Annotated in this window: 20 protein-coding genes; 6 read left to right on the top strand and 14 right to left on the bottom strand. The window is 56.8% G+C overall.

The window, feature by feature from the left end:
• Positions 1–71: 71 nt before the first annotated feature.
• The 3 genes from ybaK to copA all read right to left on the bottom strand — a co-directional run bounded on the left by ybaK (position 72) and on the right by copA (position 4,094).
• A complete protein-coding gene (gene ybaK, locus QLG09_RS18790; protein WP_020885175.1) occupies positions 72–551 on the bottom strand; it encodes a Cys-tRNA(Pro)/Cys-tRNA(Cys) deacylase YbaK in 480 nt (159 codons plus the stop codon).
• Positions 552–750: 199 nt separating this feature from the next.
• Entirely contained in the window at positions 751–1,545 is a 795-nt protein-coding gene (locus QLG09_RS18785) for a TraB/GumN family protein (protein ID WP_044858267.1), read from the bottom strand.
• 50 nt (positions 1,546–1,595) lie between these two features.
• Entirely contained in the window at positions 1,596–4,094 is a 2,499-nt protein-coding gene (gene copA / locus QLG09_RS18780) for a copper-exporting P-type ATPase CopA (RefSeq protein WP_049023175.1), read from the bottom strand.
• A gap of 108 nt (positions 4,095–4,202) precedes the next feature.
• Here copA and cueR point away from each other — a divergent pair, with 108 nt between their 5' ends.
• Entirely contained in the window at positions 4,203–4,613 is a 411-nt protein-coding gene (gene cueR, locus QLG09_RS18775) for a Cu(I)-responsive transcriptional regulator (RefSeq protein ID WP_014168923.1), read from the top strand.
• Here the strand turns inward: cueR and QLG09_RS18770 are convergent.
• Entirely contained in the window at positions 4,604–5,062 is a 459-nt protein-coding gene (locus QLG09_RS18770) for an NfeD family protein (protein ID WP_014168924.1), read from the bottom strand. The two genes, cueR and QLG09_RS18770, sit on opposite strands and share 10 nt — an antisense overlap.
• On the bottom strand, positions 5,059–5,973 hold the full coding sequence (locus QLG09_RS18765) for an SPFH domain-containing protein (protein ID WP_014168925.1): 915 nt from the start codon (positions 5,971–5,973) through the stop codon (positions 5,059–5,061). Before QLG09_RS18765 ends, QLG09_RS18770 begins: the two co-directional genes overlap by 4 nt.
• Before the next feature lie 217 nt (positions 5,974–6,190).
• Between QLG09_RS18765 and fetA the strand changes: the two genes are divergently transcribed.
• Together fetA and fetB are read left to right on the top strand one after the other, a co-directional pair.
• A complete protein-coding gene (gene fetA, locus QLG09_RS18760; RefSeq protein ID WP_063925408.1) occupies positions 6,191–6,862 on the top strand; it encodes an iron ABC transporter ATP-binding protein FetA in 672 nt (223 codons plus the stop codon).
• Complete coding sequence (gene fetB / locus QLG09_RS18755; RefSeq protein ID WP_020885171.1) at positions 6,855–7,637, top strand: iron export ABC transporter permease subunit FetB; 783 nt, start codon at positions 6,855–6,857, stop codon at positions 7,635–7,637. The genes fetA and fetB overlap by 8 nt, the downstream gene beginning before the upstream one ends.
• Before the next feature lie 49 nt (positions 7,638–7,686).
• Here fetB and QLG09_RS18750 read toward each other — a convergent pair whose 3' ends face one another.
• From QLG09_RS18750 to tesA, 3 genes are read right to left on the bottom strand one after another with little or no spacing between them, the layout of a single operon-like run.
• A complete protein-coding gene (locus QLG09_RS18750) occupies positions 7,687–8,541 on the bottom strand; it encodes a co-chaperone YbbN (RefSeq protein WP_025204830.1) in 855 nt (284 codons plus the stop codon).
• A gap of 58 nt (positions 8,542–8,599) precedes the next feature.
• Positions 8,600–9,409 carry an SDR family oxidoreductase gene (locus QLG09_RS18745; protein WP_014168929.1) on the bottom strand — a complete coding sequence of 270 codons (810 nt, stop codon included), beginning with the start codon at positions 9,407–9,409 and terminating at the stop codon, positions 8,600–8,602.
• Positions 9,399–10,022, bottom strand: a complete 624-nt coding sequence (tesA, locus tag QLG09_RS18740) for a multifunctional acyl-CoA thioesterase I/protease I/lysophospholipase L1 (RefSeq protein WP_025206538.1) — start codon at positions 10,020–10,022, stop codon at positions 9,399–9,401. The genes QLG09_RS18745 and tesA overlap by 11 nt, the downstream gene beginning before the upstream one ends.
• On the opposite strand from tesA, the gene ybbA reads away from it, so the two are divergent.
• From ybbA to QLG09_RS18725, 3 genes are all read left to right on the top strand, one after another.
• Positions 9,993–10,679 (top strand): putative ABC transporter ATP-binding protein YbbA, encoded by a 687-nt coding sequence (gene ybbA / locus QLG09_RS18735; RefSeq protein ID WP_014168931.1) that lies wholly within the window; start codon positions 9,993–9,995, stop codon positions 10,677–10,679. The genes tesA and ybbA overlap by 30 nt on opposite strands.
• A complete protein-coding gene (gene ybbP / locus QLG09_RS18730; RefSeq protein ID WP_049023174.1) occupies positions 10,676–13,090 on the top strand; it encodes a putative ABC transporter permease subunit YbbP in 2,415 nt (804 codons plus the stop codon). The genes ybbA and ybbP overlap by 4 nt, the downstream gene beginning before the upstream one ends.
• A 182-nt stretch (positions 13,091–13,272) precedes the next feature.
• Positions 13,273–14,418 (top strand): porin, encoded by a 1,146-nt coding sequence (locus QLG09_RS18725; RefSeq protein ID WP_032677564.1) that lies wholly within the window; start codon positions 13,273–13,275, stop codon positions 14,416–14,418.
• A gap of 71 nt (positions 14,419–14,489) precedes the next feature.
• Here QLG09_RS18725 and mnmH read toward each other — a convergent pair whose 3' ends face one another.
• From mnmH to ppiB, 6 genes are all read right to left on the bottom strand, one after another.
• Positions 14,490–15,560, bottom strand: coding sequence for a tRNA 2-selenouridine(34) synthase MnmH (gene mnmH / locus QLG09_RS18720; protein ID WP_047744103.1), 1,071 nt, complete (start codon positions 15,558–15,560; stop codon positions 14,490–14,492).
• A gap of 84 nt (positions 15,561–15,644) precedes the next feature.
• Entirely contained in the window at positions 15,645–16,712 is a 1,068-nt protein-coding gene (gene purK, locus QLG09_RS18715; protein WP_032681533.1) for a 5-(carboxyamino)imidazole ribonucleotide synthase, read from the bottom strand.
• The gene (purE, locus tag QLG09_RS18710) at positions 16,709–17,218 is read right to left on the bottom strand and encodes a 5-(carboxyamino)imidazole ribonucleotide mutase (RefSeq protein ID WP_020885164.1); all 510 of its coding nucleotides are present in this window, start codon (positions 17,216–17,218) and stop codon (positions 16,709–16,711) included. Before purE ends, purK begins: the two co-directional genes overlap by 4 nt.
• A gap of 212 nt (positions 17,219–17,430) precedes the next feature.
• On the bottom strand, positions 17,431–17,640 hold the full coding sequence (locus QLG09_RS18705; protein ID WP_013095921.1) for a YdgH/BhsA/McbA-like domain containing protein: 210 nt from the start codon (positions 17,638–17,640) through the stop codon (positions 17,431–17,433).
• 137 nt (positions 17,641–17,777) lie between these two features.
• Positions 17,778–18,500, bottom strand: a complete 723-nt coding sequence (gene lpxH / locus QLG09_RS18700) for a UDP-2,3-diacylglucosamine diphosphatase (RefSeq protein WP_282489278.1) — start codon at positions 18,498–18,500, stop codon at positions 17,778–17,780.
• A gap of 3 nt (positions 18,501–18,503) precedes the next feature.
• Entirely contained in the window at positions 18,504–18,998 is a 495-nt protein-coding gene (gene ppiB / locus QLG09_RS18695) for a peptidylprolyl isomerase B (protein WP_014168939.1), read from the bottom strand.
• Positions 18,999–19,074: the final 76 nt, after the last annotated feature.

Raw genomic sequence — 19,074 nt, 5'->3', positions numbered from 1 at the left:
GGCGGCTACGCCTGACCCGGCCTGTATGAGAATCGTCGGCCCGGTAAGCACAGTGCCTCCGGGCCAATTCCTCAATCCCGTCGCGCAATATCCGCAAATGTCGCGTCCAGTATTTTCGCCAGATCGCCTGCGGACAGTTCAATATCCAGCCCGCGTTTGCCGCCGGAAATATAAATAGTGTCGAAGGTCTGCGAAGGGGCATCAATCAGCGTCGGCAGGCGTTTTTTCTGCCCGAGCGGGCTAATACCGCCGACAAGGTAGCCGGTAGTGCGTTGCGCAACCATCGGATCGGCCATATCCACCTTCTTTGCCCCCAGCGCTTTGGCCACTTTCTTGAGATCCAGCTGCCCGGCAACGGGCGTTACCGCGACGGCGAGGTGTTTCATATCACCGTTCACCGCCACCAGCAGCGTCTTATAAACCCGATCGGCGTTGAGCCCCAGTTTGCGCACCACTTCATCACCAAAATTCGTTTCGCTGGGATCGTGATCGTAGGTGTGGATCCGAAAGGGAATGTTGTTTTTTTCGAGTAATTTAACGGCGGGAGTCATAGCTATCCTTCTTACGACAGACAATTCATGCTGACAGCATACGCCTGACGTTTGTCTAAAAAATAGCACCATCTTGCGCAATAGTATTGGCAGTGATGGTCACTTTGAGCGACAATCGGCTCAACCGAAGGTCTCCTTCGGCATAATAAAAACGATGAAATTCCTCTTTGACGGGCCAATAGAAATATTGGCCATTTTTTTATTTCAGCAGTGACGGCAAATTCCCTTCTCCGTACAAATGTAACGCCCCGACAGCGACCACGTAACGCCCCGCAGGCAACGCATGTAACGTCTGCTGCCAGGCTTTGTTGCGCTCGTTCATCAGCACATCATACAACGATTCACTGAACGTCGACGGCAGCGCCAGTTTACCGTCCGTGGGCGGCGCATTCAGCCACCAGCCGATCATCGTTTGCAACAGACGCGCGTTGGTGTGCCAGTGGGTCAGGGTATCATCCAGCAGCATCAGCCCATCATCAGGAAGCTGGCGCAGCAGGGCTATCTGGCTGTCCGTGCCTTCGAGCTCAATGACTGACAAATGGCGTGCTCTCGCGGCATTCAACAGCTGGTAATCAATACCGTAATCCCCGCGTAGCCCCAGACGCTGCGCCTGGGTCGCCTGCAGGACCATCGCGATTTGCCACAGCGGCAGTGTGTCCAGCATGGAGAGCGACACCCCCGTCTCATCTGCGACGCGCGTCAGTTCAGCGAACTGCGTGTCGTTCAGACGTTCAGCCAGGGGGAGATCGTTTTCGAGGCCGGCAAACGGCGACGTCTGGCCCGAAATATCCGCTTCAACGACCAGCGCATCGGCGCTCTTCAGCAGTTTCATCAGACCGGCTGGCAGCGGGGACATATCCTGCGTGCCCATATGGATGCTGCCCACCAGGTGAAGGTGCTGCCCGCCGGGAAGCGAGATATCCATGCCGGGCCAGGCATAACGGCGGGGGAAGAGGGCGCGAAACGATGTTTTTATACGATTAAACAGACTCATACGCGCTCCATAAACGGAAAGGTTCATGCTAGCGCGTAGGAGAAGAAGGTTCAATCTTTCGGTTTAAACCGCAACAACCGGTTTGCGTTGCTCACCACGGTAATGGACGAGAGCGCCATCGCCGCACCCGCGACAACCGGGTTCAGCAGCGTGCCGGTCAGCGGCCACAAAATACCGGCAGCAATCGGGATACCGAGCGAGTTGTAGACGAAGGCACCCAGCAGGTTCTGCTTCATGTTGCGCAAGGTGGCTTTTGAAATCGCCAGCGCGTCCGCAACGCCCATCAGGCTGTGACGCATCAGGGTGATGGCGGCCGTCTCAATGGCGACATCGCTACCGCCCCCCATCGCAATACCCACTTCCGCCTGTGCCAGCGCCGGCGCATCGTTAATCCCGTCACCGACCATCGCCACCTGGCGACCCTGGCTTTGCAGCGTCTTGATGGCGTCTGCTTTGCCGTCAGGTAACACCCCGGCAATGACCTCGTCAATCCCAGCTTCCCGGGCGATGGCGTTCGCCGTCACAGGATTATCCCCGGTCAACATCACCAGGCGATAGCCCGCACGATGCAGGCGTTGCAACGCCTGCACGCTGTCCTGGCGTAGCGGATCGCGAATTGCCAGCAGCGCCGCGGCCTTGCCATCAACGGCAAGCAGAACCGGGGTTGCGCCCTGAGAGGCTTGATCTTTCAGGTCTTGTTCCAGGGCTGAAGTCTCAACGCCATGCTCCTTCAGCAGTGCCTGATTCCCCAGCAGCAGCGTGTGCCCTTCGGCGGTACCGCTGACGCCTAAACCGCGCAGGGTACGGAAATTGCTCACCTGCGGCAGGCTGGCATTTCCGGCTTTCTCAATAATGGCGTGGGCCAGCGGGTGGCTAGAGCCTTGTTCAAGCGCCGCGGCGAGACGCAGCGCGTTATCCTGCGTGATGCCTGCGGTTATCACGGCCACTACCTGCGGTTTCCCTTCCGTCAGCGTGCCGGTTTTATCAAACACCAGCGTGTCCAGCGTGCTCGCCCGCTGCAACGCATCGGCATCCCGTACCAGCACACCAAATTCAGCGGCACGGCCTACGCCTGAGATGATCGACATTGGCGTGGCAAGACCGAGCGCGCAAGGACAGGCAATGATCAGCACCGTCGTGGCAATCACCAGGGTATAAACAATTTGCGGTGCCGGGCCGAAGACATACCAGATAGCCGCGCTCAGCAGCGCGATACCGACCACGACCGGCACAAAAATGGCGGAGATTTTATCGGCCAGCTGACCAATTTCCGGCTTACTGCTCTGTGCCTGACGCACCATGCGAATAATGCGTGACAGCGTGGTATGGCTGCCGACGGCACTTGCGGTGAAAAGCACGCTACCGTCCTGCACTACCGTACCGGCATGAATGGCATCGCCCTGGGCTTTCTGTTGCGGGACGGGTTCGCCTGTCAGCATCGCTTCGTCAAACCAGGCTTCGCCCTGAGTGATTTCACCGTCGACGGGAACGCGGTCGCCGGTGGTCAGGCGCAGCGTCATGCCGGGTTGAACTTCAGCCAATGGGACATTTTTTTCACCTGCATCCGTCACGACGCGCGCGGTCGGTGGGGTTAAATCCAGCAGGCGCTCCAGCGCTTTGGAGGAGCGCTGACGGGCGCGCGCTTCAAGCATATGGCCGAGGTTAATCAGGCCGATAATCATCGCGCTCGCTTCATAATAGAGATGACGCGCTTCCATCGGGAACCACTGGGGCCAGACGTTGACGCTCATGGAGTACAGCCACGCCGCACCCGTGCCGAGTGCGACCAGGGTGTCCATCGTCGCGGTGCGATTTTTCAGGCTTTTCCAGGCGCTGGAGTAGAAGTGACCGCCTGCGAAGACCATCACGGCAAGCGTAATCAACCCAATGACCAGCCACAGCGTGCGGTTATCGTCGGTGACCATCATATTGTCACCGATCATACCCCACACCATGACCGGCACCCCGACCAGCAGCGCGACGATGGCCTGCCAGCGGAAGCGTTTCATGGTGGCGACGGCCGTTTCCTGCTGGCGTTCACGACGTTTGAGGTCATCTTCGATGGCCTCTGCGCCGTAGCCCGCTTTTTCAACGGCCTGCACTAAATCTGCGGCGGAGGCACTGCCCATCACCAGCGCAGTACGCTCCGCAAGATTGACCCGTGCCTGCGCGACACCCGGTACAGCCTGCAAGGCATTTTGTACCCGGGAGACGCAGCTGGCGCAGCTCATGCCGTTGATCAGCAGCTGTTGGCTGTCATCAATATCATCAGCTACCGGAAGCTCAGGAGTGGCCGCTGTCAGTGCTTCCGACGGGGATGATGACTCTGCCAGCGGTTTAGCCTTTGGGTGGCTCAGCTCCGCCCCATAACCAGCCTGTTTGATCGTATCAATCAGCGCATCCGCACTGGCGCTACCGGTGACGGCGGCGTGATCAAGGGTCACTTCAGCGCTGTCTACATCAGGACGCTGTTCCAGACTTTCTTTAACGCGTTTGACACAGTGGCCGCAGGAGAGGCCGTCCAGTGTCAGGTCAATAGTGTGAGACATAACAAAACTCCCGTATAATGATCTGGTCAGATGTTGACCGGCATAACGCTTTTCGCTAACTGTTATGAAGGTTAAACCTTCCATCAAGGGGAAGGTCAAGGGGGAAATGTGAATATCAGTGATGTTGCGAAAAAAACCGGATTGACCAGCAAAGCGATCCGTTTTTATGAAGAGAAGGGGCTGGTGACACCGCCGCTGCGCAGTGAAAATGGCTACCGCAGTTATACGCAACTGCATCTTGATGAACTGACGCTGCTGCGCCAGGCGCGGCAGGTGGGATTTAACCTTGAAGAGTGCGGCGAGCTGGTCACCTTATTCAACGATCCGGCGCGCCATAGCGCAGACGTGAAAAAACGAACGCTTGAGAAAGTGGCTGAGATTGAACGCCACATTACCGAGTTACAGGCGATGCGTCAGCAGCTTCTGGCGCTGGCGGAATCCTGTCCGGGGGATGACAGCGCCGACTGCCCGATTATCGATAATCTGTCCGGCTGCTGTCATCGTAAGGCTCATGCCTGACAGGCTTTAACCCGCAGGGTTATCCCTTCCACCGCAATGACCTCAACCTGCGTGCCGGCGCTGAGGTCATCGTCGGCCACCACGGGCCATGAACTGTCGCCCACGCGCATATGTCCGCGCCCGTTAACCAGCGCTGTGTCGAGCGTAAAACGTTTGCCGACAATCTGCTGCCCGCGCTGATTGAGGTGAGCGTCGAGCGGTTTCTGCTCTGTCACCTGGCGGTTAAGCCAGCGCCACCACAGCCAGGCGGCTAACAGCGTCAGCACGGCAAATAACGCCCCCTGCCACGCCCAGTCCAGGGGCAGTAGCCAGACCACTAACCCGGTAATGACAGCGGCAACACCGCTCCAGAGCAGGTAACCGTTGCCGCCAAGCATCTCCGCGGCCAGCAATAAGCCACCGAGGCTTAGCCAGAATGCATGAGGATGTGCGACGATTAGCTCAATCATTTTTTGCGCTCGTTTCCGCTGTCTTTGATAAGTTCCGTGATCCCGGCGATGGAGCCCATCAGGCTGCTGGCATCCAGCGGCATCATCACCACTTTGCTGTTGTTCGCGGAGCCAATCTCTTTCAGCGCGTCAGTGTATTTTTGCGCAACGAAGTAGTTCACCGCCTGGATATCACCTGCCGCAATTGCTTCAGAGACCATCTGGGTGGCGCGGGCTTCCGCTTCTGCAGAACGTTCACGGGCTTCCGCCTGTAAGAAGGCAGACTGGCGTTCACCTTCCGCTTTCAGGATCTGCGACTGTTTTTCCCCTTCGGCTTTCAGGATCTCTGCCTGACGCACCCCTTCAGCTTCCAGAATGTAGGCGCGTTTGGTCCGTTCCGCTTTCATCTGCGCGTTCATGGAGGCGATCAGCTCTGCCGGTGGGCGCACGTCACGGATCTCAATACGGGTAACTTTGATCCCCCACGGGTTGGTGGCCTCGTCGACAATGTGCAGCAGGCGGGTGTTAATGCTGTCGCGCTGAGAGAGCATCTCGTCCAGCTCCATTGAACCGAGCACGGTACGAATGTTGGTCATCGTCAGATTTACGATAGCCAGCTCCAGATTGCTGACTTCATAGGCCGCTTTTGGGGCATCAATAACCTGAATAAAACAGACCGCATCAATGGTGACGTTGGCGTTATCCTTGGAGATCACTTCCTGGGAAGGAATATCCAGCACCTGTTCCATCATATTGATTTTACGTCCAATCCTGTCCATGAAAGGGACAATCAGGCTTAAACCCGGCTGGAGCGTGTTGGTGTAGCGGCCAAAGCGTTCAACGGTCCACTGATACCCCTGTGGGACAATTTTGACGCCAGCGCCGACAATAACCAGCGCAACGAAAATAAGGACAGGTATAACGATAAGCATAAAAACCTCCTGTTTTGCATGCTGTGACGAAGGGAACTGCGTGTGTGTTATAAGTCAGTATATCGGCTATCGGACTGAAATTCGCCCCTGTAAAGAAGGGGGCGCGACGAATACCGGTAAAACCTTTACTCCAGCCATCGATACACCCTATTCGCGCTGCGTTCGTGAAAGGATTATTCTACGCATGGTTGCAATAAAGGTGGTTACAGGATGCATGATGAACAATAAAAATACGCTCTTGCAGGTCAGGGATGTCGGTTTTCGTGTGGCAAATACCACGATCCTTCAGCATGTCGATTTTTGTCTTTCCCCGGGTGAGTTCAAACTGATAACAGGGCCGTCAGGCTGTGGTAAAAGCACGTTATTAAAGATTGTCGCTTCACTGCTCAGCCCCACTGAGGGCGCTATTCTGTTTGAAGGGCAGGATATCGCGACGCTGTCGCCAGAAAGCTATCGCCAGCAGGTCTCTTACTGCGTGCAAACCCCTTCGCTGTTTGGGGACACGGTTTATGACAACCTGGTCTTTCCGTGGCAAATCCGTCATAAAACGCCGGAGCCAGAAAAATTTATCGCCGATCTGGCCCGCTTTGGCCTGTCGAAAGAGACGCTGACTAAATCCATCAATGAATTATCGGGCGGCGAAAAGCAGCGTGTTTCGCTGATTCGTAATCTGCAGTTTTTGCCGAAGATATTGTTACTCGACGAGATCACCAGCGCGCTGGATGAGGTGAACAAACGCAACGTTAACGAGATTATTCATCGTTACGCAAGCGAGCAGAATATTGCCGTGCTGTGGGTTACGCACGATTCGAACGAAATTACCCATGCGGATGACGTCATTACGCTTGAGCCGCAGGGCGGGAAAATGCAGGAGGCAAACCATGGGTGAGCATAATATTACGAATACGTCGCTGGCGTTTTCGATGGTGCTGGTACTGATCGCTATTGTGGTGAGCTACCGGGAAAAGCTGGGTCTGGAGAAAGATATTATCTGGAGTATCTGCCGCGCGGTTATCCAGCTCATTATTGTCGGCTATGTGCTGAAGTATATTTTTAACGTCAACCACGCGGTGTTGACGCTCCTGATGGTGCTGTTTATCTGCTTTAACGCGGCGTGGAACGCGCAGAAACGCAGTAAGTATATCGATAAGGCGTTTGTCTCATCGTTTATCGCCATTACAACCGGGACGGCGCTGACGCTGGCGGTGCTGGTGGTGTCCGGCTCAATCGAGTTTACGCCGATGCAGGTTATCCCTATTTCCGGGATGATTGCGGGGAACGCTATGGTGGCTGTAGGACTGTGTTACAACAACCTCGGCCAGCGATTTAGCAGTGAACAACAGAAGCTGCAGGAGAAATTAAGTCTGGGGGCGACACCGAAAATGGCCTCGGCGGTACTGATCCGCGACAGCATCCGCTCGTCGCTGATCCCAACGGTGGATTCCGCAAAAACGGTTGGGCTGGTTAGCCTGCCGGGAATGATGTCGGGGCTGATTTTTGCCGGTATCGATCCGGTCAAAGCCATTAAATATCAGATCATGGTGACCTTTATGCTGCTCTCTACGGCCAGCCTGTCGACCATCATTGCCTGCTATTTAACCTATCGGAAGTTCTACAACGCGCGCCACCAGCTGGTGGTGACGCAGTTGAAAAAGGCGGGGTGACCGCCTCTTGTGCAGGCCCGGTGAGCGCTAGCGGCACCGGGCCTGTTCATCAGTAGAGCAGTGCGTACAGCTGACGGCGGTACGTCGACGCCAGCGCATCGCCGGTGCCCAGCGCGGCCAGGATCTCCTGGAACATTTTCCGCGCCTGACCGTCGGCGGCACCCAGATCGTTTTGCAGATGGCTGAACAGCAGTGCCAGCGCTTCTTCGTTACGTCCCACCTGATGCAGCTGCAGCGCCAGCTGGCTTGCCAGCGCGGCATCGGTCGGGTTATCGGCAACCTGCTGTTGAAGCTGCTGGATCTCCGGCGTGTCCGCCGCCTGTTTCAGCAGATCGATCTGCGCGACCAGACCCTGATAACGGGTATCCTGATCCTGCAGTGGAATGGTCTTCAGCACAGCTTCCGCATCGTCGGAACGGTGCAGGGCAATCTGCGTTTCCGCAAGGAGCAGGCCAATCTGGCTGTCCTGTTTCGACAGCTGCCACGCCTCTTTGAGCAGCGGCAGCGCTTCGTCGTATTTGCCTTCCTGCATCAGTCCCATGGCTTCCTGCGCCTTCAGCTCTTCCTCGCGCGGCAGGACTTTATCCAGCAGGGCGCGGATCGCTTCTTCAGGCTGTGGCCCCTGGAAGCCATCAACAGGTTGCCCATTCTGGAACAGATAGACGGTAGGAATCGCGCGCAGGCCAAACTGAGACGCCACCATAGGCTCAGCGTCACAATCCAGTTTGGCGAGAATGAACTGGCCATTGTATTGCGCGGCAAGGCTTTCGAGTACCGGCGTCAGCTGCAGACAGTGTTGACTACGCTCAGACCAGAAGTAGAACAGCACCGGTTTGGTCATGGACTGTTCGAGGGTCTGTTGCAGGTTTGCTTCAGTGATATTGACGATATTCTGTACGGACATGCGGCCTTCTCTTTTATCGGTTTGTTATTTACATGGGGGTTAGCGACGACGCTTCAACTCAACCGTGTAAAATTTTGTCCATCATCCGGCCCGGCAGCAGGCGTTTTAACCAGCCTACCGCATGGGTTACCAGCGTCACCGGATAGCGCATTTTGGGGTTTTCGCTCTCAAAAGCATGGCGTACTTTAGCGACGACTGCTTCCGGCCCGAGCGTAAAGCGTGCGGCGATACCGGGATTTTCGACCGGTTTATCCGCCTGGGTCTGGTTAACGTTTTCCGTAAAGCGGGTGCGGATAGGGCCCGGCTCGATCAGGCTGACCTTAATGCCGCTGTGACGCAACTCCATGCGCAGGGCATCGGACCAGGCCTCCAGCGCATACTTGCTGGCGGCATAGGCCCCGCGGCCCGGGGTTGAAATCAGCCCCATCACGGAGGAGGTCATCACAATGCGTCCTTCACCGTGCGGCAGCATGGCGGGAAGCAGGCGCATGGTGAGCTGATGGACGCCAAAGAAATTGGTGGAAAACTGTTTTTCCAGCTGCTCGCGGGTGAGCGTGTCCAGGGGACCATACACGCCGTAACCGGCATTGTTAAAAAGGCCGTACAGACGGTTGTCGGTCAGGGCCAGCACCTCATCGGCTGCGCGTTCCACGCTTTCCGGTGAGTCTAAATCCAGTAACACACCGGTAAAGCCCAGCCCGTTCATGCGTTCGACGTCGTCGGGTTTACGACAGGCCGCCAGTACCCAATATCCCTGACGCTTCAATTCGAGTGCACTTTCAAGACCGATTCCGCTGGAACATCCTGTAATTAAGACCGATTTTTGCATAACTTTACCTGTCAGGATCTCCGCTGAATTAGGAGTCATGTTTAACTAAAGGGGCCAGCCGTGTTGCCATCCAGTCGGCAATAAACGGCTGCGCATCGCGATTGGGGTGGATCCCATCGTCTTGCATCCACTGGGGTTTGAGATAGACCTCTTCCATAAAAAATGGCAGCAGCGGAATATCAAACTCGTTGGCAAGCTTTGGGTAGATCGCGCTAAAGGCTTCATTATACCGACGTCCATAGTTGGCGGGCAGGCGAATTTGCATCAGCAGCGGTTGCGCGTTCGCGGCCTTAATATCCTTAAGGATCGTGCGCAGGGTCTGTTCCGTTTGCTGAGGCTGGAAACCACGCAAGCCATCATTACCGCCCAGCTCAACCAGCACCCATCGCGGTTGATGCTGTTTGAGTAAGGCTGGCAGGCGCGACAAGCCTTGCTGCGAGGTATCACCGCTGATGCTGCCATTAATAACCGTTGTCTTACTCTGCCATTTGTCATTGAGCAGAGCTGGCCAGGCCGCGTTGGCCGCCATGCGATAGCCTGCACTCAGGCTGTCACCGAGAACCAGTAACGTGTCCGCTGCCGCCGCGCGGAAGGTCATCAGGATTAAAAACAGGAAGGGCAAATGCCAGCGGAAAACATTGTTGAAGTTCATCGTCTTAAGAAGTCCGTCGGTCAGGGGGAACACGAGCTTTCCATCCTCACCGGAGTTGAACTCGTTGTCAAACGCGCCGAAACCATTGCGCTGATTGGCGAGTCCGGCTCCGGAAAGTCCACGCTCCTGGCCATTTTAGCCGGTCTGGACGACGGCAGCAGTGGAGAGGTCAACCTGGTCGGGCAACCGCTGCATCAGCTTGATGAAGAGGCGCGTGCCGCGCTCCGCGCTCGTCATATCGGGTTTGTCTTTCAGTCCTTCATGCTGATCCCGACGCTCAATGCGCTGGAAAACGTTGAACTGCCGGCACTGCTGCGCGGCGGTAACAGCCGTGAAAGCCGCGCCCACGCGAAGGCATTGCTGGAGCAGCTTGGGCTTGGCAAACGCCTCGACCATCTCCCGGCGCAGCTTTCCGGCGGGGAGCAACAGCGTGTGGCCCTGGCCCGGGCGTTTAACGGCCGCCCGGACGTGCTGTTTGCGGATGAGCCTACCGGAAACCTCGACCGAAAGACCGGGGATAAAATTGCCGACCTGCTGTTTTCGCTCAACCGCGAACACGGGACCACGCTGATTCTGGTGACCCACGATCCGCAACTGGCTGCCCGCTGCGACCGTCGCCTGCGGCTGGTTAACGGTGAACTGCAGGAGGAAGCATGATTGCCCGCTGGTTCTGGCGCGAATGGCGCTCGCCCACGCTGTTGATTGTCTGGATGGCGTTAAGCCTGGCGGTAGCCTGCGTGCTGGCGCTGGGCAGCGTCAGCGATCGCATGGAGAAAGGGTTAAGCCAGCAAAGCCGCGAGTTTATGGCCGGAGACAGGGCGCTGCAAAGCTCGCGTCCCGTCCCGCCGGGCTGGCTTGACGAGGCGCGTAAGCGTGGGCTGAAGGTGGGGGAACAGCTGAGCTTTCAGACCATGACCTTTGCCGGCGATACGCCGCAGCTGGCGAGCGTCAAAGCCGTCGACGACCTTTACCCGCTGTACGGTGAACTGCAGACCAGCCCGCCTGGGTTAAAGCCGAAACCGGGCACGGTGCTGCTGGCGCCACGTTTAATGGCGCTGCTGAACCTGAAAACGGGTGACAGCATTGACGTGGGTGACGCCACGCTCCGTATCGCCGGGGAGGTGGTTCAGGAACCTGACTCCGGCTTTAACCCGTTCCAGCTTGCCCCGCGCTTGCTGATGAATACCGCTGATGTGGCAAATACCCATGCCGTGCAGCCGGGAAGCCGTGTCACCTGGCGCTATAAGTTTGCGGGAACGCCCGCCCAGCTTGACGCGTATGAAAAATGGCTGCTGCCGCAGTTAAAACCGGAGCACCGCTGGTACGGACTGGAGCAGGACGAAGGGGCGCTTGGTAAATCTCTCGAACGTTCTCAGCAGTTCCTGCTGCTTTCAGCGCTGTTAACCCTGCTGCTGGCCGTGGCGGCGGTGGCGGTGGCCATGGGGCACTACTGCCGCAGCCGATACGATCTGGTGGCGATCCTCAAAACCCTCGGCGCGGGCAGCGCCCAGCTGCGTAAGCTGATTGTCGGCCAGTGGCTGATGCTGCTGGTGTTGTCAGCACTCACCGGTGGGGCGATGGGGCTGCTGTTTGAAAAGCTGCTGATGGTCATGCTGAAACCGGTACTGCCTGCCGCACTTCCACCGGCCAGCCTCTGGCCATGGCTGTGGGCGATTGGCGCGATGATGGTGATTTCGGTGCTGGTGGGGCTTCGCCCGTACCGGCTGTTGCTCGCGACGCAGCCGCTGCGCGTACTGCGCCGTGACGTGGTGGCCAACGTCTGGCCGCTGAAGTTCTATCTTCCTGTCATTGTTGCGGTGTCGGTTGGGTTATTGGCCTGGCTGATGGGCGGCAGCGCGCTGCTGTGGGCCGTACTGGCCGGGGCGGTGGTGCTGGCGCTGCTGTGTGGTGTGGTCGGCTGGGTGCTCCTTAATGTGCTTAAAAAGCTGACGGTGAAGTCGCTTCCCGTGCGGCTGGCGGTGAATCGTCTGCTGCACCAGCCCTGGTCTACGCTGAGTCAGCTGTCTGCCTTTTCGCTGTCGTTTATGCTACTGGCACTGCTGCTGGTGCTGCGCGGCGATCTGCTGGATCGCTGGCAACAGCAGCTTCCGCCGGAAAGCCCGAACTATTTCCTGATCAATATCGCCCCTGAGCAGGTGACACCGCTGAAGACGTTCCTGGCGGAACACCAGATTGTGCCGGAGTCGTTCTACCCCATCGTCCGTGCGCGTCTGACGCAGATCAACGGCCAGTCCACGGAGGGAAACAAGGATGAATCGCTTAACCGCGAACTGAACCTGACCTGGCAGGAGAAACGTCCAGATCACAACCCGATTACCGCCGGCAGCTGGCCGCCGAAAGCGGGTGAAGTGTCGATGGAAGAGGGGCTGGCGACGCGCCTGAACGTCAGGCTGGGCGACAGCGTGACCTTTACCGGCGATACGCAGGACTTTAGCGCTAAGGTCACCAGCCTGCGTAAGGTGGACTGGGAAAGCCTGCGGCCGAACTTCTTCTTTATTTTCCCCGCAGGCGCACTGGACGGACAGCCGCAAAGCTGGCTCACCAGTTTCCGCTGGGAAAACGGCAACGGTATGCTGACCCGGCTGAACCGCGAATTTCCGACGGTCAGCCTGCTGGATATTGGCGCGATCCTTAAACAGGTCGGGCAGGTGCTGGAGCAGGTCAGCCGGGCTCTGGAGGTCATGGTAGTGCTGGTGACGATCTGCGGCGTACTGTTGCTGCTGGCCCAGGTGCAGGTCGGGATGCGGCAGCGTCATCAGGAGCTGGTGGTCTATCGCACGCTCGGGGCGAGCAAGCGACTGCTGCGCACCACGCTGTGGAGCGAGTTCGCCCTGCTGGGGCTGGTCTCGGGTCTGGTGGCGGCGATGGGGGCTGAGACGGCGTTAGCCGTGCTGCAGACCCGGGTCTTCGATTTCCCGTGGGAGCCTGACTGGCGGCTGTGGTTCACGCTGCCGGTCTGCGGTGCGGTGCTGCTGTCGCTGTGCGGCGGCTGGCTCGGCACGCGATTGCTAAAAGGGAAAGCGCTGTTCCGTCAGTTTGCCAGTTAGTTCAAATCCGTGATAATTACGCACCGGTTTATCTGCTGGTGCGTAATAATTTAGCAGCACAAATCGGTAATACCCATGCGTTTAGTAGCACAAAACATTAAAAACCCGCGCACACAGCAAGATTATTTCCAGTTAATATTCACCTGCTAAATATTTAGCAGCGTGTCTATAAAGGAAAAATAATGACTATAAAAAAATCAGCGCTGGCAGTAACAATTGGCGCAGCAGTGGCATTGACCTCCTTCGCATCTCAGGCGGAAATCACGGTTCTTAAACAAGACCCTCAGGCAGGTAACCCGCTGAGCCGTCTTAACTTTACCGTTGGCGGCAGTATTCGTCCTCAGTTCAACATGATGTCGGGCGACGGCGATAAAGGCTCCTACAAACGTAATGGCTTCGACGGCGGCACCCGTTTCCGTTTCGCAGCAGATTACTATCTGTTTGATGACATCAGCTGGATCAGCTACTACGAGCTGGGTGTGAACATTCCGGCGCTGTTCAACTGGGATAATCACTACGCTGAAGGTGCTAACGACACCTCTCGCCGTATGCTGTACACCGGTCTGAAGAGCGACACCTGGGGTACGCTGACCTTCGGTCAACAGAACAGCGTTTACTATGATGTGGTTGGCGTGAAAACCGATATCTGGGATTACGACATGATTGGTCAGGCTCCAGGTAACGGGATCAACGGTGACTACGACGGCTCTTATCGTTCACGCAAAATGCTGAAATATAAGAAAACCGTAGGCGATGCGGATATCTATGCATCCTACCTGTTTGAAGACAGCGAATACCTGCCGGGCAATGGCCTGCGTTACAAACGTAAAGGCGGCGGTTCACTGGGTCTGGATTACCACCTGACCACCGATCTGACCTGGGGCGCAGCGTGGAACTACACCCGCGCGGACATGCGTAACCCGGACAACGGCGACAGCAAATCTTACGACCAGAATATCCTCGGTACCGCGCTGAGCTGGACGCCGGATAACTGGACCTTCTCGGCTGGCGGCGGCTGGTACCAGAACTTCCTGACCACCAAAAAAGTGTCTACTGACAACTACTTTGCCGGTGATGCATGGGGTATTGAATACTTCGCAGGGTACAAATTCCCAATCGATCAGTATGCGGTGAAATCCATCCAGCCTTACTTCATGGGTGACCGTATTGAGTACGTGAATGGCCGTAACTACCAGCGTATCGATAACGGCGTGGGTGTTAGCGTCCAGCTGGACTACGGTTTCCGTGTTGATTACGAACACGTGTTCACCTCCAGCACGGATAACCTGGGCGACATGAACCTGGTGCGTCTGCGTTACGACTTCTAAGTTCAGTCCGCAGGGGAGTCACCCCGATATGAAAACGGCAACCCTGGGTTGCCGTTTTTTTTGCACGTGATTCAGCGATTGAGCCAGTCAGCCACGTCCTCAAACGTTCCGCGAAACACAATCTTCTCCGCTTTTTTTGCCAGCTGCCAGGTGTACATCGGGTCGTAATAGTCGTTCAGCAGCGGGGCAAGCCAGCGCAAATGCGCGTCGGTGCTGCCAGAACGTTGTTGCTCCTGCAGGGCGGAATCCAGCAGCGCCGTAAAGTCTGCAAAGCGTTGCAGCCCCAGACGGCGGCGAATGGCAAACAGGCCGTGGTGCAGGTATTCGCTGTACGCTTTCCAGCCCGCCTCTTCGCCAAAGGCAGCAGAAAAATCCGCCCACATATGGTCGAAATACTCTTCACGCAGGCGTTCAAGACGGACATCAAACGGGTCTTCTACCACCACAACAGGTGCCTGAACCATGCGGTCTCGCAGGCATTCCGGCAGGTGGTTGGAGCCAATCATCCGCCCTTCATCTTCCAGCACCCAGCGTGCGGCCTCTTTTTTCAACAGCACGACGGCGAGCTGGTTTTCGAAGCTCGCCTGCGAAAGCTGTGGTGTAAGCGTGCGGCCAAACGACGAGCCGCGATGGTGTGCCAGCCCTTCCAGATCCACACCCTGCGCGTGCTGTTTCACCAGCAACGTTTTGCCGCTCCCGGTACAGCCGCCGATCAGCACCATCGGTTTTTGCACCTGCTCAGCGGTTACCTTAATCGCGGTCTGACGCAGCGCTTTATAGCCGCCTGCGATCAGCGGGTAATCCACGCCGCGCGCTTTCAACCAGGCCTGAGTGATATGCGAGCGTTGACCGCCACGCGCGCAGCAGAGGTAGCCGGTGGGGTGGGAGAGACAGGCTTCGCGCCAGGCGTTAATGCGCATCTCACGGGTATTGCCTGCGACCAGGCTATGGCCGAGAGCAAGCGCAGCGTCCGGCCCCTGGCGTTTATAGCAGGTACCGACGGCGGCGCGTTCATCATCGTTCATCAGAGGCAGGTTGATTGCCGCAGGCATCGCGCCCTGGGCGAATTCGATCGGCGCGCGAACGTCGATTAAAGGGGTATCGGATGCGAGGATCGCGCGATAGTCCGTTCCATCGTTCATGGTTTTTCCAGAAGAAAACTAAGCTGCAATGGGCGGGGATTGTACGCCGGGGAGGGGGAAGGTCAACTCCCCGGCAGAGGAGTATTACTTAAGCTTTGATTGCGCCCAGATAATTCCGCTCGCGTATTCCGGCGGCAGGAGAGGAATAATCGCTTCCAGCGTGGCGCTCAGACGATCGGTGTCGGTATCGTTCAGGTTCAGGTGACCGACCTTACGACCCGGACGCACCTCTTTGTCATACCAGTGCAGATGCACCAGCGGCAGCTTGAGCCAGTCGTAGTTCAGATCGGTACCGATCAGGTTGATCATCACCGACGGGCTGTTCACCACCGGCTGCGGCAGCGGCAGGTCAGTGATGGCGCGCAGGTGCAGCTCGAACTGGCTGATGGACGCCCCGTTTTGGGTCCAGTGACCGCTGTTGTGAACGCGCGGTGCCAGTTCGTTAATCAGCAGACCGGACGGCGTGACAAAACACTCCATCGCCATGACGCCGACGTAACCGAGTTCGTGCATGATGGCAGAGAGCATCTCTTCTGCCTGCGCCTGCTGTTCAGCACTGGCCTGCGGGAATGCAACGCTGGTACGCAGGATCCCGTCCTGATGCAGGTTATGCGTCAGCGGATAAAAAACGGTATGGCCATCCTGCCCGCGAGCACCTACCAGAGAGACTTCACCGCTGAAGTTAATGCCTTGCTCAACGATGCACTCCCCGTAGCAATCGTCCGGCAGCTCGTGAGTGTCATCGGCGTGCAGACGCCACTGTCCACGACCGTCGTACCCGCCGACGCGACGCTTCACAATTGCCAGCTCGCCCAGCATTGCAAATATATCCTTCCACTCGCTTTTATCGGACAACAGCTGCCACGGCGCAGTCGGCAGCCCGAGCTTATCGAACAGCTGCTTTTGCGTCAGACGGTCAGCAATAATGGGAAAGACGTCGCGGTTAACGAAGGCATTATGACGTGCCAGCTCGCGCGTCAGGGCCGTTTGTGGCCAGCGTTCAATCTCCGCGGTGATCACACTCTGGTGAAACGGCACGGCTTCCGGTTCGTCATCCAGCCCGACGGGCCAGACGGCAATACCCAGCGGCTCACCGGCCTGACGCAGCATACGGCCTAACTGACCATTACCGAGGACGCATACCTGCTTCATGCCGCACCCCGTGGGTCCGGATTGTCCAGCACCTCGTCGGTCTGGGCTTTACGCCAGTCCGCCAGACGCTGATGTAACGCTTTATCGTGAGTCGCCAGGATCTGCGCGGCGAGCAGGGCAGCGTTGGCAGCGCCCGCTTTACCAATGGCCAGCGTGCCGACCGGAATGCCACGCGGCATCTGAACGATGGAATAGAGGCTATCGACACCACTTAACGCAGCGCTTTGCACCGGAACACCCAGAACCGGTACCAGCGTTTTGGCGGCAATCATGCCTGGCAGATGTGCTGCGCCGCCCGCACCGGCAATGATCACCTCATAACCCTTCTCTTCGGCGCTTTCGGCGAAGCTGAACAGTTTGTCCGGTGTACGGTGTGCGGAGACCACTTCAACGTGGTGCGGAACATTCAGGATTTCAAAGATTTCGGCGGTGAACTGCATGGTAGCCCAGTCGCTTTTGGACCCCATCACGATGGCGACACGCGCCGGATTATTGCGGGAAGACATGCGTCTTAAAACTCCTGTGGTGCGAAACACACTGCTTTCGAGGGCACAGAGAATAGCATGTAATAGGGGCAAGGAAAACGGTTGCGCGGTTAAAAAATGAGCCGTTGTGGCTCTCAGGAGATAACAAAACAGACCGCGTTCTGGCGGTCTGTTTTATCAGGCATCGATGTGCTTTGATGTGCTTTTGACGGGCGGCACGGTCAGCAGACGTCTTATTTGGTCAGTTCTGCCGTCATGTGAACGCGGTTGTTAAACTGAGCGCTGGTGATTTTGTAAGACGCGCCCTGTTCAGCAGCCTGAGCGGCAATTTTCGCTTCTGCGCGGTCAAGGGTAGAGGCCGTGGCGCTGACGCTCTGAGCAAAAGAACCGAAAGAGATCAGAGAGAGTGCGGCAACTGCAACGAAAGTTTTGATGGATTTCATGGTCGTATTCCTTAAATTTTTTATCTGGGATAGGGCGTGTTGCCCTGATGTGATAAATAATAGGCCGACCACGGGCTGATTAAAATCGAAACAATTTGCCGATATTGTTCAAAAAAATAGAATGATTTTTTGGCGGATTAAAACGGGAAAGCGATCAGTTCCACACCGTTAGGCGTGACGCTGACCATTGAACCTTCGCTGTGCCAGGCCCCCAGGACGACGCGGTGGGCCGCTTCGCCGTTGGCGGTAAGGGTATGCACATCGGGACGATGAGTATGACCGTGGATCAACCACTGAACGCGGTGTTTTTCCATGACCCTGACTACCGCCTGGGGATTAACGTCCATAATGGCCATGGATTTGCCGCTGTTCGCGGCCTTACTGTCGGCACGCATTCTGGCTGCGATCCGCTTGCGGATAAACAGCGGCAGAGCCAGGAACAGTTTTTGGATCCACGGGGTATGAACCTTAGCGCGAAACGCCTGATAGCCGGTGTCGTCAGTGCAGAGTGTGTCACCGTGCATGATTAACACCTTTCGGCCATAAAGGTCGAGTACCTGCTCTTCCGGCAGCAGCGTCATGCCGCTTTCGCGGGCGTAGCGCTTGCCGAGCAGGAAATCACGGTTGCCGTGGATAAAGAAGCAGGGGACGCCGGAATCGACCAGCGCTTTAATGGCAGCCGCCATCTCACGGTGCAGCGGGTTGGGATCGTCGTCGCCAATCCAGGCTTCAAACAGGTCACCCAGAATGTAAAGTGCATCGGCACTTTTCGCTTCACCGCGTAAAAAACGCAGAAAACCGGCGGTGATCGCCGGTTCTTCTGTTTGCAGGTGCAAATCTGCAATAAAGAGTGTCGCCACGAATTACTCGCTGACGGTCACGCTGTTAATCACGACGTCTTCTTTTGGAACGTCCTGATGCATGCCGCTGCGGCCGGTCGCCACGGCTTTGATTTTGTCGACTACGTCCATACCTTCAACCACTTCTGCAAAGACGCAGTAGCCCCAACCCTGCAGGCTTTCGCCGGAGAAGTTCAGGAAGTCGTTGTCAGCAACGTTGATGAAGAACTGGGCTGTTGCAGAGTGAGGAGCCTGCGTACGCGCCATCGCCAGCGTACCACGGGTGTTTTTCAGACCGTTGTTCGCTTCGTTTTTAATCGCTTCTTTCGTCGCTTTCTGGTTCATGCCAGGTTCGAAACCGCCGCCCTGGATCATAAAGCCGTTGATCACGCGGTGGAAAATAGTGTTGTTGTAGAAACCTTCGCGGCAGTAGTCCAGGAAGTTTTTAACTGTTTCAGGCGCTTTGTCATCAAAGGTTTTGATTACGATATCGCCATGATTAGTGTGGAAAGTAACCATTTTTGCATCCTGTTCCGTTATTGTGGTACGTCGACCCGCGTTTGGGTCATCTATAGGGGCTTGTTATAGCATAACC

This window comes from Enterobacter sp. V89_11, assembly GCF_029967775.1.
In the GTDB taxonomy this organism is placed as follows: Bacteria; Pseudomonadota; Gammaproteobacteria; order Enterobacterales; family Enterobacteriaceae; genus Enterobacter; species Enterobacter ludwigii.
This window is presented reverse-complemented; position numbering and strand designations above follow the sequence as displayed.

Coding starts and splice junctions, on each gene's coding strand:
- ybaK (WP_020885175.1), bottom strand. CDS start 551: ATGACTCCCGCCGTTAAATTACTCGAAAAAAACAACATTCCCTTTCGG.
- QLG09_RS18785 (WP_044858267.1), bottom strand. CDS start 1,545: ATGAGTCTGTTTAATCGTATAAAAACATCGTTTCGCGCCCTCTTCCCC.
- copA (WP_049023175.1), bottom strand. CDS start 4,094: ATGTCTCACACTATTGACCTGACACTGGACGGCCTCTCCTGCGGCCAC.
- QLG09_RS18770 (WP_014168924.1), bottom strand. CDS start 5,062: ATGATTGAGCTAATCGTCGCACATCCTCATGCATTCTGGCTAAGCCTC.
- QLG09_RS18765 (WP_014168925.1), bottom strand. CDS start 5,973: ATGCTTATCGTTATACCTGTCCTTATTTTCGTTGCGCTGGTTATTGTC.
- fetA (WP_063925408.1), top strand. CDS start 6,191: ATGAACAATAAAAATACGCTCTTGCAGGTCAGGGATGTCGGTTTTCGT.
- fetB (WP_020885171.1), top strand. CDS start 6,855: ATGGGTGAGCATAATATTACGAATACGTCGCTGGCGTTTTCGATGGTG.
- QLG09_RS18750 (WP_025204830.1), bottom strand. CDS start 8,541: ATGTCCGTACAGAATATCGTCAATATCACTGAAGCAAACCTGCAACAG.
- QLG09_RS18745 (WP_014168929.1), bottom strand. CDS start 9,409: ATGACTCCTAATTCAGCGGAGATCCTGACAGGTAAAGTTATGCAAAAA.
- ybbA (WP_014168931.1), top strand. CDS start 9,993: ATGCCAGCGGAAAACATTGTTGAAGTTCATCGTCTTAAGAAGTCCGTC.
- tesA (WP_025206538.1), bottom strand. CDS start 10,022: ATGAACTTCAACAATGTTTTCCGCTGGCATTTGCCCTTCCTGTTTTTA.
- ybbP (WP_049023174.1), top strand. CDS start 10,676: ATGATTGCCCGCTGGTTCTGGCGCGAATGGCGCTCGCCCACGCTGTTG.
- QLG09_RS18725 (WP_032677564.1), top strand. CDS start 13,273: ATGACTATAAAAAAATCAGCGCTGGCAGTAACAATTGGCGCAGCAGTG.
- mnmH (WP_047744103.1), bottom strand. CDS start 15,560: ATGAACGATGGAACGGACTATCGCGCGATCCTCGCATCCGATACCCCT.
- purK (WP_032681533.1), bottom strand. CDS start 16,712: ATGAAGCAGGTATGCGTCCTCGGTAATGGTCAGTTAGGCCGTATGCTG.
- purE (WP_020885164.1), bottom strand. CDS start 17,218: ATGTCTTCCCGCAATAATCCGGCGCGTGTCGCCATCGTGATGGGGTCC.
- QLG09_RS18705 (WP_013095921.1), bottom strand. CDS start 17,640: ATGAAATCCATCAAAACTTTCGTTGCAGTTGCCGCACTCTCTCTGATC.
- ppiB (WP_014168939.1), bottom strand. CDS start 18,998: ATGGTTACTTTCCACACTAATCATGGCGATATCGTAATCAAAACCTTT.